At 70.2% G+C, this 14,807-nt stretch carries 11 protein-coding genes; 6 read left to right on the forward strand and 5 right to left on the reverse strand.

Annotated elements, in window-relative coordinates; genetic code table 11:
* Positions 1-849 precede the first annotated feature (849 nt).
* The 4 genes from ABD793_RS19575 (at position 850) to ABD793_RS19590 (ending at position 8,394) form a co-directional block, all read left to right on the forward strand.
* Positions 850-1,887 (forward strand): NAD(+)/NADH kinase, encoded by a 1,038-nt coding sequence (locus ABD793_RS19575; protein WP_344861932.1) that lies wholly within the window; start codon positions 850-852, stop codon positions 1,885-1,887.
* Between the two features lie 528 nt (positions 1,888-2,415).
* Entirely contained in the window at positions 2,416-3,801 is a 1,386-nt protein-coding gene (locus ABD793_RS19580; RefSeq protein ID WP_344861934.1) for a hypothetical protein, read from the forward strand.
* Positions 3,801-4,772: a glutamate ABC transporter substrate-binding protein gene (locus ABD793_RS19585; RefSeq protein ID WP_344861936.1), complete on the forward strand. Its 972-nt coding sequence runs from the start codon at positions 3,801-3,803 to the stop codon at positions 4,770-4,772. The genes ABD793_RS19580 and ABD793_RS19585 overlap by 1 nt, the downstream gene beginning before the upstream one ends.
* A gap of 1,231 nt (positions 4,773-6,003) precedes the next feature.
* Positions 6,004-8,394, forward strand: coding sequence for a serine/threonine-protein kinase (locus ABD793_RS19590; protein ID WP_344862478.1), 2,391 nt, complete (start codon positions 6,004-6,006; stop codon positions 8,392-8,394).
* Between the two features lie 4 nt (positions 8,395-8,398).
* Here ABD793_RS19590 and ABD793_RS19595 read toward each other — a convergent pair whose 3' ends face one another.
* On the reverse strand, positions 8,399-8,989 hold the full coding sequence (locus tag ABD793_RS19595) for a PaaI family thioesterase (protein ID WP_344861938.1): 591 nt from the start codon (positions 8,987-8,989) through the stop codon (positions 8,399-8,401).
* Positions 8,990-9,262: 273 nt separating this feature from the next.
* On the opposite strand from ABD793_RS19595, the gene ABD793_RS19600 reads away from it, so the two are divergent.
* The gene (locus ABD793_RS19600; protein WP_344861940.1) at positions 9,263-10,546 is read left to right on the forward strand and encodes an MFS transporter; all 1,284 of its coding nucleotides are present in this window, start codon (positions 9,263-9,265) and stop codon (positions 10,544-10,546) included.
* 443 nt (positions 10,547-10,989) lie between these two features.
* Here the strand turns inward: ABD793_RS19600 and ABD793_RS19605 are convergent, their stop codons facing one another.
* The 4 genes from ABD793_RS19605 to ABD793_RS19620 all read right to left on the reverse strand — a co-directional run bounded on the left by ABD793_RS19605 (position 10,990) and on the right by ABD793_RS19620 (position 13,710).
* Complete coding sequence (locus tag ABD793_RS19605) at positions 10,990-11,463, reverse strand: RodZ family helix-turn-helix domain-containing protein (RefSeq protein ID WP_344861942.1); 474 nt, start codon at positions 11,461-11,463, stop codon at positions 10,990-10,992.
* A gap of 4 nt (positions 11,464-11,467) precedes the next feature.
* On the reverse strand, positions 11,468-12,013 hold the full coding sequence (locus tag ABD793_RS19610; protein ID WP_344861944.1) for a SigE family RNA polymerase sigma factor: 546 nt from the start codon (positions 12,011-12,013) through the stop codon (positions 11,468-11,470).
* Between the two features lie 7 nt (positions 12,014-12,020).
* Entirely contained in the window at positions 12,021-12,347 is a 327-nt protein-coding gene (locus ABD793_RS19615) for a hypothetical protein (RefSeq protein WP_344861946.1), read from the reverse strand.
* A 160-nt stretch (positions 12,348-12,507) separates the two neighbouring features.
* A complete protein-coding gene (locus ABD793_RS19620) occupies positions 12,508-13,710 on the reverse strand; it encodes a L,D-transpeptidase (RefSeq protein ID WP_344861948.1) in 1,203 nt (400 codons plus the stop codon).
* Between the two features lie 458 nt (positions 13,711-14,168).
* On the opposite strand from ABD793_RS19620, the gene ABD793_RS19625 reads away from it, so the two are divergent.
* The gene (locus tag ABD793_RS19625; protein WP_003097368.1) at positions 14,169-14,372 is read left to right on the forward strand and encodes a cold-shock protein; all 204 of its coding nucleotides are present in this window, start codon (positions 14,169-14,171) and stop codon (positions 14,370-14,372) included.
* The last annotated feature ends 435 nt before the right edge of the window (positions 14,373-14,807 follow it).

The following is a 14,807-nucleotide window of genomic DNA, read 5'->3' on the forward strand; positions in this document are numbered from 1 at the left end:
GGTCCAGCTCCGTGTCGCGGTTGGCTGATGCTGGACTGTGGTTGAGCCAGTCTGGCCCGGTGGCGGATCGCGGGTGGGCGGGGCTCGTGTTGTGGTTGGCTGGTCTTGCATTGCGGTGTGGCTGTCGGGCGCCGGCAGCGGGGGTTCTGGCGTGGTTCGCGGCGTGGTGGCTGGACTTGCGTTGCGGCGGATTGGGTTCAGGGTGCGAGAGTGTCCATGGTGGACGGTTCGGCCGTGGTACTCGGATCATGCGTGAGTGCGGGACTGGTCTGGCTGGTGGTGAGATGTGCGGGTGCGCCTGACTTGCCGTCGGGGAGTTCTGTGCTGTGTTCGGAATTGGTCCGGCGGGAGGCTGGGTGAGTTCGCACGGCTGCCGGAACGGTGCGGGTGTGGATCGGTTCGCCGGCGGGTTCCTGCTATCGGGCGGGTGGCAGCTGGCCCGCGTCATCGGGCTCGGACTGCCCGGCCCGCACCGATGGGCCAGTGCCGCACTGATTGGCCCGGCCCGCGCCGATAGGCCAGTGCCGCACTGATTGGCCTGGCCCGCGCCGATGGGCCAGTGCCGCACTGATTGGCCTGGCCCGCGCCGATGGGCCAGTGTCGCACCGATGGGCCCGTGCCGTGCGGCCAAAGCCACCGGGGTCACCGCACCTAGTCCTGCACGATCCGGCTCACGTCACCCAGCCTGCGTCCGCTGGCTCGCGTGACCTGGTTCGCGCCACGAGGTCACAACGCGCGGTGGGCCATCTGGGCGAGATCGTCGGGTGCAACCCGGTGCACCTCTGTCCCTCAGTCGTGTTCGGGGTGTCTGCTGGGTACGGGCAGGACCGTGGGAGGGGAGATGTGGTCGTGGGTGGAGCCGTGGCGGGGATCGTCGCGAACCCGGTGTCGGGGCGGGACATTCGGCGGCTCGGGGCCTGGGCGTCGGTCTTTCCGGCCGACGGGAGGGCCGGCCTGGTGCAGCGGTTGCTGTCCGCGTTCGCCGTCGCGGGGGTGCGGCGGGTGCTGGTCTCCACCGACCGCGGGGGGATTTCCGCAGCCGTGCTGCGGGCGCTCGGGCGGGAGTCCGCGGCTCGGCCCGAGGTGGAGTTCTGCGAGCAGGATCCGTTCACCGGTTGCGCGCAGGACACGGTCGACGCCGTCCGGTGGATGGTCGACGCCGGGGCTTCGGTCATCGTCTGCCTCGGGGGCGACGGCACCGCGCGGGTGGCCGCCTCGGTGTGTGGTGACGTGCCGTTGCTCGCCTTGTTCACCGGCACCGACAACGCCTTCCCGCAGATGCGCGAGGCGACCGTCGCCGGGCTTGCGGCCGGGCTTGTTGCGACCGGCAAGGTCGACGTGGATCTGGTCGCTGAGCGCGTCAGCGTGCTCGAAGTCGTCACCAAGAACCGCAGGGCGATCGCGCTCGTCGACGTCGCCGTCACGATGAGCAAACACGTCGGGGCGGAAGCGTCGGGGGAGCCGGCTGCGCTGACCGAGCTGTACTGCACGTTCGCCGAACCCGACGGCATCGGCCTCTCCAGCGTCGCCGGGCAGCTGTGCCCGAGTCCGCGTTCCAGCCCGGACGGTGTGGCACTCCAGCTCGGCCCGGCCGACGAATGCGCAAACGTGGTGCACGCCCTCATCGCGCCGAAGCTGGTGCGGCCGATCGGGGTTCGCGGCTGGAGTGTGCTGCGGCCGGGCGTGCGGGTGGACCTCGCCGCGGACGGTGGGGTGATCGCCGTGGACGGTGCGCGTGAGCTGGAGTTGAAGAACGGCGAAGGCGCCTACGTGGAGCTGCGGTCCGACGGGCCGTGGTGCGTCGACGTCCGTGCGGTGATGGCCGAAGCCGCCACCCAGGGACTGCTGCGCGATGCGAGCGGACCGAGGAACGAACGTCGACGATGACGGACCTCTCGCTTCGGCCGGATCTCCAACCAGGGAGCCAAATTCCGGGCAAACCGCCGGTGCCGCCGTCCAGCCCGGTACGGGAACTGCGCCAGCAGCACCTCGAGGCAGCCTTGCCGATCGGGACGGCCGGCTGTGCGGCGTCGTGGACCTGTCCGATCTCGACGGTGCACCGACGGCCTTCCCCAGATCACCCGACTGGCCGAATCTCAGTTGCGCACCACGCACCTCGCGGATCCGGAACGGCTGCGGCACGTACGGTCCCGGTGCCGGCCAAGGTCTCCCGGCGCGCCTCGGTGACCGATCGACAAGCCTGGTCACGGTGCGCGCGGAGGCGTCGCGGCTGCACCGGACGGTCGGCGGGATCGTGCCGGGCCGGCCCCGTCGGTTCGCCGATCACCCGGAAGTGATCGTGCGGGCGGGTTGCGGAACCTGAGATCACGTGCTGGTGACACCTTCCGGGTGTCGTTGGCCCGCCTGATCCGCGACCGGCTACCTTCTGCGGGTGGCGTACGGGGAGGATCGGGGATGACCAGCACTGCGACGCGGCCGGAAACGACTGCGCCCGCGCCGGAGGAACCGGAGGGCCGCAGCGGGATCGCCGGGCTGCTGGAGCTGCCCGGCCAGGCGGTGCGTGCGGTGGTCAGATCCGCGGCGACGACCCCGGGCCGACTGTCCGTGATCGCCGTGGCGCTCGTGCTGCTCTCGCTGGTCGCGGGCCTCGTCGGCACGTTGTCCGTACAGGGCAAGGACAACACCGTCGAGGGTCTGATGGACCACCGCGAGCCGATGGCCTCGGCCGCGCAGCAGGTCTTCCGTTCACTTTCCGACGCCGACGCGACAGCGGCAAGCGCGTTCCTTTCCGTCGGCTCCGAGCCGCCCGCGCTGCGGAAGAAGTACGAACAGGACATTGCGGAAGCGGGTTCCGCACTGGCCAAGGCCGGTTCGGACGTCACCGACGTCGGTGACGCCGCGCGCCAGGTGGACATCCTGAACCAGAAGGTCCCGGTGTACACCGGGATCGTCGAGACGGCACGGGCGAACAACCGGCAGGGCTTCCCGTCCGGCGCGTCCTACCTGCGCGAGGCCTCGCAGCTGATGCGCTCGACGATCCTGCCCGCGGCGCAGGCGCTCTACGACGCGCACACCAAGAAGCTCTTCGACGAGCAGGACGACAGCGCCGGCGTGCCGTGGGCGGCGGTGGCGCTGATCGTGGTGCTGATCGCGGCGCTGGTGGCCACCCAGATCTACCTGACCCGGCGGACGAACCGGGTGGTGAACATCGGCCTGCTGGTGGCCACCGGTTGCATCGTGCTGTCCCTGCTGTGGGGCGCGGTCGCGCTGGTCGTGCAGGGCAGCTTCGTCGCGACCGGCCGGACGGACGGCACGTCGCAGGTCGACGTGCTGGTGCGCGCCCGGATCTTCGCACTGCAGGCCCGCGCGGACGAAACCCTCACCCTGGTCGCGCGCGGTGACGGCGCGACCTACGAGCAGCAGTTCATCAAGCTGGCCGAGCATCTCGTCGGTGCGGACGGCAAGGGCGGGCTGCTCGGCCAGGCCCGTGATCTGGCCGCAGGCACGTCCGGTGAGCAGAAGATCGAGGCCGCCGAACAGGCCGCACGCGAATGGTCGTTGGCCCATCTGCAGGTACGCCGGCTCGACGACGGCGGGCAGTATCAGGAAGCGGTGGACTTCGCGACGAGCGTGAGCCCGAACAGCGCGGCCGCGGCGTTCAGCCGGCTCGACACGAACCTGCAGGCCGCGATCGACGTCTGCCGTCAGGAATTCCTCGACGACACCAACGCGGGTGATCGGGCGCTCACCGCGCTTGCGCCGGGGGTCGGGGTGCTGGCCCTGCTCGCTGCGGGCGGGGTCACCGTCGGGGTACGGGAGAGGCTGAGGGAGTACCGGTGATGCGGTCGCGGCACTTCGTCCGGGCAGCTGTGCTGGTGGTCGTCGCCGCGCTCACCGCCGCCTGCGGGGCCGCGGAAGGGCCCGCCGATTCGATCACGGTGAGTGATGCGGCGTGGCCGATGCCCGCCGACGTCGGCGGCCCCGATGCCAGCGCGGGCGAGGACACCGACACCGGCTGCAACCCGCTGGCCAGCATCCGGCCGACGGATGGACTGTCGGTCTCGGCCGGTTCCACGATGGCGAAGATCAAGGAACGCGGGAAGCTGATCGCAGGCGTTGACCAGACCACGTACCTGTTCGGCTTCCGAAACCCCAAGACCGGCCTGCTCGAAGGCTTCGACATCGACGTGGTGAACCAGATCGCCGCGGCGTTGTTCGGCACCGCCGACGGGCACGTGCAGTTCCGCGCGATCCCGTCGTCGCAGCGGGAACAGGTACTCGAAGACCACCAGGTGGACGTGGTGGTGCGGACCTACAGCGTGACCTGCGCCAGGCGGAAGGCCGTGCAGTTCTCCGCGGTGTACTACGTGGCCGGGCAGGAGATCCTCGTGCCGAAGGCGTCGAAGGCGCAGTCGTTGTCCGATCTGGCGGGCAAACGGGTGTGCGCGGCGAAGAAGTCCACGTCGCTGGCGAAGATCGCGACCGATCCGGCCAAACCGGTCGCGGTGTCGGTGGCCAACTGGTCGGACTGTCTGGTGATGCTCCAGCAGAACCAGGTCGACGCGGTGTCCACGGACGACACCATCCTCGCCGGGATGGCCGCACAGGACCCCAGGGTCAAGGTCGTCGGTGAGCCGATGACGCGGGAGAACTACGGCGTCGGCATCCCGAAGGACCAGGACGACATGGTGCGCTTCGTGAACGCGGTGCTGGAGAAGATCCGCGGCGACGGCTCGTGGGCGGCGAGTTACCAGAAGTGGGTCGGTACCCGGCTGGGCCCGGCGGCCCCGCCGGAACCGCAGTACCAGTGACCAGCGCGTGGCGACGGGGAAGCCACCCCGCCGCCGCCCTCAACGGGGTAGCTTCGCTACGCGATACGTTTAGCTGCGGACAGTGCCGCGGGGAGCTCGGGAGGTAGTTGTGTCGGAGGAGGCGCGCCGTCCTCGGCACGCAGCACCGGACGAGGGCACCGGCCCGGCCCCGGACCAGGCGGCCGCATCCGGTCCGCCGGCTTCGGGCAACCCGGAGTCATCGGCGGGGGAGCCGTCGGGCCAGGGTGCGCCGGGCGCCGGTGGTTCACCGGACTCGTCGTGGACCCCGCCGCCCCCGGTTCGCTGGGACACACCGGAACCGTCGGTGTCCGGCCGCCTCGACTCCGATGCCGACTCCGGCTCCTCGGAGAACCCGGACGCCGAGACGCTGGTCAACGCACCCATCCAGCGTCCGCAGCAGTCCGGTCGCCCGCAGCAGCCCTACGGCAGGCAAGCCCCGCGGGCACCCGGCCGGACGCCCGGACCGGGGACCCCGCCGGCCGGCAGGCCCCAGCCGGGCAGCCCCGGTCGTCCGCAGGGCGCCCCCGGCCGGCCCGGTCCGGGCACCCAGGGCCAGCCGTACCCGGGGACGCAGGGACAGCCACCCGCCGGTGGCCAGGGTCAGTCGTATCCGGGTTCCCAGGGACAGCCGCCGGGCGGAGGCCAAGGGCAGCAGCGCCCGGGACCGCAGGGCCAGCCGCCTTCCGGAGGCCAAGGGCAGCAACGCCCAGGTACGCAGGGCCAGCCGCACCCGGGTGCCCAAAGCCAGCCGGGTGCTCCAGGCCAGCCGCCCTCCGGTACGCAAGGCCCGCAGCCTTCCAATGCGCAGGGTCAGCCGGGCGCTCCAGGCCAGCAGCCGCACCCTTCCTCTGCCGGGCAGCCGTATCCGCGTGCGGGGCAGGGCAGGCCGTATCCGCCGGGACAAGCGGGCCAGCCGGGGCAGGGACAGCCTGCTTCGCGGTCAGGTTCGGCCGGTCGTCCGCAGGTGCCGGGGCGGGCCGGGGAACGGTCTGCGTCCGAAGTGGCCGGTGGACAGCAGGACGCGGGCAGGCCGGGCGCCGAAACCGGTTCCGGGGGCGCGTCGCCGAGCCGGCCGGTGTCCGGGGGTTCCGGGCAGGCCGAGTCGGCCGTGCGCGGGGCCGAGGATCCCACCCGGCCGCCGGGTGATCTGGCGCCGGTGATCCTGCCGCAGTCCCAGCAGCCGGTCGCGCCGGTCAATCCGGCCGCGCCGATGCCGACGAGCGTGCTTGCCAACCCCGCGCCCGCGACCCAGAGCATCATGCCGCCGACACCCCGGGTGGAGCCGGCCGAAGGGGAAGGGGCGGCGCTGCCCGATCCGGGCACCGACAGCGTCGTCGCCGCCGGCGGCAGCGAAGGCCGTGGCAGCGAAGGCCGTGGCAGTGAGGGCCGTGGCAGTGAGGGCCGTGGTACTGGATCGGGCAGCCGTGGCACCGGCAGCGGAACCGGTTCCGGGAGCACCGGCACGGGCACGGGTACCGGCACCGGACGCTCCGGCACGTCGCGGCGCACCGGCTCACGGCGTTCCCGGCGAGGACGGCTCGGTGCGGGTCTCATCGAGGTGCCGCCGGTGCCGTATCGCGATCCGTCGACCGCGGTGCTCGCGAACCCCGTCGTCTCCGAGGAGAAGCGGTACTGCGGCAACTGCGGGGCGAAGGTCGGCCGCAGCAAGGACGGGCAGCGCGGTGAACCCGAGGGCACCTGCGAAAAGTGCGGTACCCACTTCTCGTTCCTGCCGAAACTGCAGCCGAACGAGCTCGTCGGTGGCCAGTACGAGGTGCTCGGCGCACTCGCCTACGGCGGGCTCGGCTGGATCTACCTCGCCCAGGACCACAACGTGTCCGACCGCTGGGTCGTGCTCAAGGGCCTGATCGACACCGGGGACTCCACCGCGATGGCCGCCGCCGCCAACGAGCAGCGGTTCCTCGCCGAGGTGGAACACCCGAACATCGTCAAGATCCACAACTTCGTGCAGCATCCGGACCCGCAGACCGGCAACTCCGTGGGTTACATCGTGATGGAGTACGTCGGCGGCCAGTCGCTGCGGCAGCTCGCGCTCCAGCACCACCGCGAGAGCAAGCGCCCGGAACCGCTGCCGATCGGCCAGGTGATCGCCTACGGCCTGGAGATCCTGCCCGCGCTCGGCTACCTGCACAGCCAGGGTCTGTTGTACTGCGACCTCAAGCCGGACAACGTGATCCAGACCCGCGAACAGCTCAAGCTGATCGACCTCGGCGCGGTGCGGCGGGTCGACGACTACGAGAGCCCGCTCTTCTTCACCAGCGGCTACAGCGCGCCCGAACTGGCCAAGCAGGGCGCCACCATCTCGTCGGACCTCTACACGGTCGGTCGCACCCTTGCCGTGCTGAGCTTCGAATTCTCCGGCTACACCACGAAGTACAAGAATTCGCTGCCCGGTCCGGACGCGGTGCCGCTGTTCGCGTTGTTCGGTTCGTACTACCGCTTCCTCAAGCGCGCCACGCACGCCGACCCGGACCGTCGGTTCATCGCCGCCGACGAGATGGCCGACCAGCTGACCGGGGTGCTGCGCGAGATCATGGCGCTGGGCACCGGGGCCGCGCGCCCGGCCGCGTCGACCGTGTTCGGGCCGGAGAGCCGTACTTTCGGCGTGCACCTCGTGGTGCCGGAGCACGGCGAGAGCGTGCCGCTGCCCGAGGCCGCCGAGGTGGTCGCCGGGCTGCCCATCCCGCAGGTGGACACCGACGACCCGGCGGCGGGGGTGCTGGCCACGACCACTGCGCTCGACCCGCGTGAGGCGATCGAGGCGCTGGCCGGGGCACCGCGGGAGTCGATCGAGGTGCGGCTGCGGATCGTGCGTGCCCGGATCGAACTCGGCGAGTTCGTGGAGGCGCAACGCCAGCTGCAGGCCGCGCAGTACCTCGCGATCCGGCACGGCTTCCCGCACGACTGGCGCATCGACTGGTACCGCGGCCTGATCGAGCTGGCCGGCGGCAGGCCGCGGGTCGCGCACGTGGCGTTCGACGCGGTCTACGACGATCTGCCCGGCGAGATCGCGCCGAAGCTCGCACTCGCGGTGAGCGCGGAGGGCGTCGGCGACTACTTCGGCGCCGCGAGGTTCTACGAGCTGGTGTGGCGTACCGACCCCACGTACGTGAGCGCGGCCTTCGGCCTCGCCCGCGTGTACCTGGCCCAAGGCGCGCGGGCGAGCGCGGTGGAGGTGCTGGAGGGAGTGCCCGCGACGTCGACGCACTACGTCGACGCGCAGGTCGCCGCGATCAAGATCAAGGCCCGTGCGCAGGGCGCCGGCACCGAACAGGCGCAGGTCACCGAGGGCGATCTGGTGGACGCGTCCGGCCGGCTGGAACGCCTCAACCTCGACGCCGAACGGCACACCCGGCTCAGCGCCGAGGTGCTCGAAGCCGCCTACGAGTGGCTGCAGGTGCCAGGGCAGCCGAAGTCCACGTCGTCCTCGAAGGTGCTCGGTTGCGCGCTGGAGGAACGCGACGTGCGATTCGGGCTGGAGCGCTGTTACCGCGCGCTGGCCCGGCTCGCCGGCACCGCGGCCGACCGCGTGGCACTGGTCGACCGGGCCAACGCGATCCGCCCGCGCACGTTCACCTGAGCCGTCAGGGGTTGATCTCCCATTCCTCGCCGCGGGTGCGACGGTTGTTCCGTTGCGCCTCGGCGAGCTTCTCCATCGCCTGCGGATCGCCGTGCGTGCTGAAGTGCTCGAACCCGACCTCGACGAACAGGCCGCGTGCGCGCACCGCGACCGGCCCGTCCGGTGCGTCGAGCCTGCCGTCCGCGCTCACGTAGATCTTGCGTCCGGCCGTGCCGTCGAGCCGAGCCTCGATGTACAGCGTCGAGCCCACCGGTACCGGACGGCGGAAGTCGGTCTCCAGCTTGCCGGTCACCGCAGGACGGCGCAGCAGGTTCCCCACCGTCGAGCCGAGTGCCTCGTCGAACGCGCAGGCCAGCAGCCCGCCGTGGGCGAGGCCGGGCGCGCCCTGGTGAGCCGGGGTGACGGTGAACTTCGAGTGCACCGTGTGCTCTTCGCCGATCGTCGAACGCAGGTGCAGCCCCGCCTCGATGTCGTCCCCGCAGCCGAAGCACTCGTCGAAGTGCACGCCCAGTTCGGTGCCGGGGGAGGGGGCCTTCGGATGGACGGCAGGCGGTTCGACGTCGACCGGCGGCCACGGTGGGGAAACACGACTCATGAGAGGGACGTTAACCCGCGGGAAGGACCCCGGGGGAGCCACCCTGACCTGGGACGGCCGATTTCCTCAGCACACAGTAGTCGGTGAATTCCGTACGGTAGAAGTTTCCGGCTCGTTCTGCCGATTAATCTCCAGAGGACAAGACTGGGCGGATGAGCTCTACCCGATTCATTGGACGCGTACGAGGAGGTCGCCGCGGGGATGAGTGACACAACGACGGGGAAACCCGAGGTCGATCAAAGGACCGTCAAACGCGCTGTAATCGCGTCCGCGATGGGTAACGCTACCGAGTGGTACGACTACGGCGTTTTCACGTCCGGGGCGATCTCCGCGACCATCGGCACGGTGTTCTTCCCCGGTGAGGGCAACGCGGTGCTGAAATCGCTCGCCCTGCTGGCGGTCGGTTTCATCGTGCGGCCGTTCGGCGGAGCGTTCTTCGGTCCACTGGGGGACAAACTCGGCAGGCAGCGGGTTCTTGCGCTCACCATTCTGCTGATGTCCGGCTGCACCTTCCTGGTCGGTGTGCTGCCGACCTACTCCGGTGGCTACAGCATGGGTATCGCGGCGCCGATCGCGATCCTGCTGCTGCGGCTGATCCAGGGCTTCTCCACCGGTGGGGAGTACGGCGGCGCGGCCACCTTCATCGCCGAGTACGCACCGACCAAACGCCGGGGCTTCTTCGGTTCGTTCCTGGAGATGGGCACGCTGGCCGGCTACGTGCTCGGCAACTCGGTGGTGCTGATCACCTCGCTGTCGCTCTCGAGCGAGCAGTTCGACAGCTGGGGCTGGCGGATCCCGTTCTTCATCGCGCTGCCGATCGGTGCGGTCGGGCTCTACCTGCGGTCGAAGCTCGAGGACACCCCGGAGTTCCGGCGGCTCGAGGCGGCAGGCGAGAAGGCGAAGAAGGCACCGCTGCGAGAGACCCTGCAACGCAACTGGCGGATGATCCTGAACCTGATCGGGATCGTGCTGCTGGTGAACATCGCGGACTACATGCTGTTGACCACGATGCCGTCGTACTTCACCGACACACTGCACATCGGCGACACCGAGTCCAGTTTGATCATCATCGGCGTGGAACTGGTGCAGTTCGCGCTGCTGATCCCGCTGGGCGCGCTGTCCGACCGGATCGGCCGGAAACCCTTGTTGCTCACCGCGGCGATCGGGTTCATCGTGCTGAGCTGGCCCAGTATCAAGCTGATGCAGACCGGCAGCCTGGCGTGGCTGATCATCGGCTTCCTGGTCGTGGCGATCCTGCTGGCGCTGATGCTCGCGGTGATCGGCTCGACGTTCCCGGCGATGTTCCCGACGCGCGTGCGCTACGGCTCGTTCGCGATCGGGTACAACATCTCGACGTCGCTGTTCGGCGGTACCTGCGGGGTGGTCGTCACGGCCTTGATCGACAGCACCGGCAACGCGGACTGGCCGGCGTACTACCTGATCGTGGCCGCACTCATCGCGTTGGTCCCGATCATCAAGATCCCGGAGACGTCGAAGGTGCCGATCGAGCAGATCGACACCGCCGACAGCGGAGGGAAGCTCGCCGCCACGAAGTGAGCTCCCGTACCCGGCACGGAAAAACCGCCCCTGTCCACTGTGGACGGGGGCGGTTCCGTTGCGGGTCGCCGAACCTGCCGGGACCCCGGGTCAGCGGGCTTCGGCCGCCTCGACCGGGCGAGGAGTGAAGCGCTTGCGGGCCCACGCAGCCAGGCCACCGGCGACCACGACGGCAACAACGGTTTCGATCATCAGTGCAACGAGCACCATGGTGCTTCCTCCTCGAGTTCTCGGGCCGGCCAGTACTGTGCCGGCTGAGCGATCGGTTTCGGCGGTCACCGCGACCGCCACTGGGAACATCGCACTGAGAGCCCGGGATATTTCGCCGAAATCCCACTTGAACGGGTGACGTCAGCCACTCTTGTTACCGGCACGTTTCGGCCGGTGCAGTTTCTGGGTAACGGCGGGTTTCCGCTGGTCCGAGTGGGTGTGGCGGGGGTAACTCAGCCGGGCGCCGTCGTCGGCGTCGGATTGCCTTTCCCACGCGGCGGTTCGGGCGTTCGCTGGGTCGTCGTCGAGGGTGTCTCGCGCGGGGGGCCTGCCGTTCTGCTCTGGGAGACCCGCGGCGGCGGGACCGCGGAAGTGCCGCGCTGGGACGCCGGCGAACGCGGGGCATCCGACGGTGTTGCGGTGCTCGGCCGTTGGTTCGGCGGATGCGGAGCCGGGCTGGACGAGACGGTGGCGAGACCGGGTCCGGCCGGTTCGACCGGGGGAGGCGGGCCACCGCGGTGGCCGACCGCGAGACCGGCCACCACGAGCACCGCGACCGTCGCCGCCGAGCTGCCTGCGACCGCCCAGCGCTTGCGCCGTCGTCGCACGACCGAGCCGCGGGCGATCACGTCATCCGGGTCCAGTTCCAGTGGAGGGCCGTCCGGGGCCTGGGAGAACAGCGCGCGGATGTCGTCATCGGGATCCATCTCGTCACCTCCCTTCGGGAACGGGTAACGCACCGAGGTGCGGGCCGAGCCGGGTGCGCAAGGTCGCCAGGCCTCGTGCGGCCTGGCTTTTCACCGTGCCGGTGCTGCAGCCGAGCGCCTCCGCCGTCTCCTCGACGGACAGGTCCTCGAAATACCGCAGCACGAGCACGGCGCGCTGCCGCGGAGCCAGCACGGACAGCGCACGGCTGATCAGTGGATCGGGTTCGTCCGCGGCCGCGGGTGCCGCGACCTCGGGTGGGGCGTCGGTGAGCCGCTCCCGTTTCCACCGGCTGCGCCGATTCTCCGCGAGGAAGGTGCGCAGCACCACCTTGCGGGCGTAGGCGTCGAGCGCGTCGTGGCGGGCCAGCCGTGGCCACGCGAGGTACAGCTTGAGCAGCGCTGACTGGGTGAGGTCCTCGGCGCGGTGCCAGTCCCCGCACAGCAGGTAGGCGGTGGCCCGCAGGCTGTGCGCGCGCTCGCCGAAGTACCGGGCGAACTCGCCGTCCCACGGCGAGCCCTGCCCGGACCTCGGACGAGAGCGCGAAACCACCTGGCGATCAGCCCCAGACGGCCGGCAGGTGCAGATCGCCGGTCGGGCCGGCGGGCACCGCACTCGGCACCCGATTGCCGTTCGACCGCGGCGCGGGCGCCTGGCGGCCGGGCTCGGACGGACGAGCCGACGGTGCGTCAGTGGGTGCCTGCGCCGGCGGTGTGCCGGTGCGGGACGGTGCCGGGGGCGCGTCGGTGGGCGACTGCGCCGGCGCGCCCGCGGGGGCCTGCGTGGTCGGCGGCGCGTCCGGTGCGGCGAAGGCGACTGCCCCACCGGTCACCGCACCACCGGCCAGCAGCAGGGCACCGATGCCAAGGGCGAAGCGAATACGCACAACTTCCTCCTCGTTGCTGAGCGCCGTCCGGGATCGGCGGCGCTTCTCTGCGTTGGTCATGCGGTCGGGCAGCCACCGGGTTGCATCGGATTTTCCCGGATGCCGATACGGCCGGGAGCCCATCGGGTCTCCCGGCCGTATCGGTCCTGCGGATACGTCGTCAGCCGGCCAGCGCGGAAAGTTTGCTCCACGCGGTCCAGTCGTAGGTCCAGTCGTTGTAGTCGCCGTCCTTCGAGGACAGTTTCTGGGTGCTGCCGGTGATCTCCACCGGATCGCCGGGCAGCACGCTGTCGTAGTACCGCTTCGCATTGGCAGGCGAGAGGTTCAGACAGCCGTGCGAGATGTTCTTCTTGCCCTGCGCCCACACCGAACCGGCAAGGCCGTGGATGAACTCCCCGTTGTTGGAGATGCGCACCGCCCACGGCACGTTCACGTCGGTGTAGTGGTAGCGCGGATTGCTCATCGAGTAGGTGGAGTGCTTGGACATCACCACGTGCACCCCGCTGTGGGTGACCCGGCCCGGATCGGAGTCGAGGCCGTAGCTGACCGGGAAGTCCATGATCTCCTTCCCGTCGCGGACCACCTGCATGGTGTGGTCCTTGGTGTTGCCCTTCACGATCTGGGAACGGCCGATGGTGAAGCTCGCGGACACGTCCTGGCGCCCGTAGGAACCGCCGCCCATCGAGGCGCCGTAGAGCTGCGCGTCGACGGTGACCTTGGTGCCGGGCTCGAAGTACTCCTTCGGCCGCCAGTGCACCGAGGTGTCGCCGTCGAGCCAGGCCCACGAGCCCTCGGTCTTCGGCTCGGTCTTCACCGACAGCGCCCGCTCCACCGCGGCCTTGTCCTTCACCGCGCTGGGGAAGCTGAGTGCGATCGGCATCGCGATGCCGTAGGTCTGCCCGTCTCCCACGTTGAGGCTGCCGGTCACCTGCCGGCTCGGCTTGACGGTGCTGAACGATCCGCCGACCGGCACCTGCTTGCCGTCCGCGCCGGTGGCCTGGCCGGACCAGGTGTAGGTCTTGCCGTAACCGAGGTCCTCGCTGGTGCTCCAGGTCTTCTTGTCCGCCGACGGCTGCCCCTTGACCTGCTTGCCGTCCGGGTTGGTCAGCGTGACCGAGGACAGCGTTCCGTCCGCGACCGACACCTTCGCCGGGTCACCCGGTGCGACGTCCTTGGCCCCGGCTGCCGGGGTGAACGAGACGGTCGGCGGCTTGGCGGCCGGTTCCTCGGCGGTAGGCCCGCCACCGTCGGTCCCACTCGCATTGACGGTCGGCTCGCTGCTGCACGCACCGAGCGTGAGCGCCGCGACCACGCCCAGCACCGCGACGCCGGCCCGGCGACGGGCCAAGTGTCGAAAAGTCACCCTGATCCCCAATCTCCCCTGGATTCCCCGATCATCCAGACGTCCCGTACCGGCGCGGCGTTGACCGGTTGGCTAGTGACCAGCATCACATCGCTGACGGTGACCCTGACGGATCCGGCTCGTCCGATCGCACCCCGTGCACAGCGGACTCGCGCTGGACGCACTGGACCAGCGTATCCCGCGGGACTGACTGCATAGCGTAGGCAGCGATACGACGTTCCGGTGACGTGCGGCAGGCGGAACCGATCGCGTCGATCAACGGGGTTCAGATTTGGCCAGATCCCGGTAGGCTGCGCAGCAGGCCGTCGTTTTGCGTGTTCGTGGCTTCACACTCGCGGAACTTCTGACGCGAGCCGTGGGGCCGTATAGCTCTTCGCTCGACTCGTTGGAACCGCCCGGGACGGCCGGGGTGCCGCTCCGGGGGCATTCGAAGCGGATCTGTTACGAGGAGTACAGCGGTGGCGCAAGGCACTGTGAAGTGGTTCAACGCGGAGAAGGGCTTCGGCTTCATCGCGCAGGACGGCGGAGAAGGCGACGTTTTCGTGCACTACTCGGAGATCGAGGGTCGTGGTTTCCGCACCCTCGAGGAGAATCAGCGAGTGGAGTTCGAAGTCGGTCAGGGGCAGAAAGGTCCCCAGGCCCAGAAGGTCCGCGCGATCTGAGACAGGCCCTGCGCGTTTTCTCAGGCCTGAGTGAAGAGGCCCCGGCGACTCGTTCGCCGGGGCCTCTTCCTGTGTCCGGGTCGGTCCGGCGCTCGCGCCGCGGCTGCTGCCGGACAGGCGGGTTTCCGGTCGGTCCGTGTCTTGTACGCGGAGCGTGCGCGGCTCGGGACGACCGGGCGGGATTCGTCAGGGGCGGGCTGGATGGCCGCGGCGGGGTTGGCTGCTCCCGCGGTCCCCCGGTGATCGCAGTTTGCGCTCGCCCGGCCGGATGATTGCCGTCCGTGGTCGCGGGACTGGTCGGTGCTTGCCGGGTTGGTCCATCCGTGGTCACCGGCAGCGGTCGCGTCTGCTCGGCGTGCGACGCCGTTCCGGTGCCTTCTCGGGCCGGCCCGCCGTCGGGTCTCCGGCGCAGGTGGGCAAAAGAAAACCCCCGGC

This window comes from Amycolatopsis ultiminotia (assembly GCF_039536925.1).
Lineage (GTDB): Bacteria > Actinomycetota > Actinomycetes > Mycobacteriales > Pseudonocardiaceae > Amycolatopsis > Amycolatopsis ultiminotia.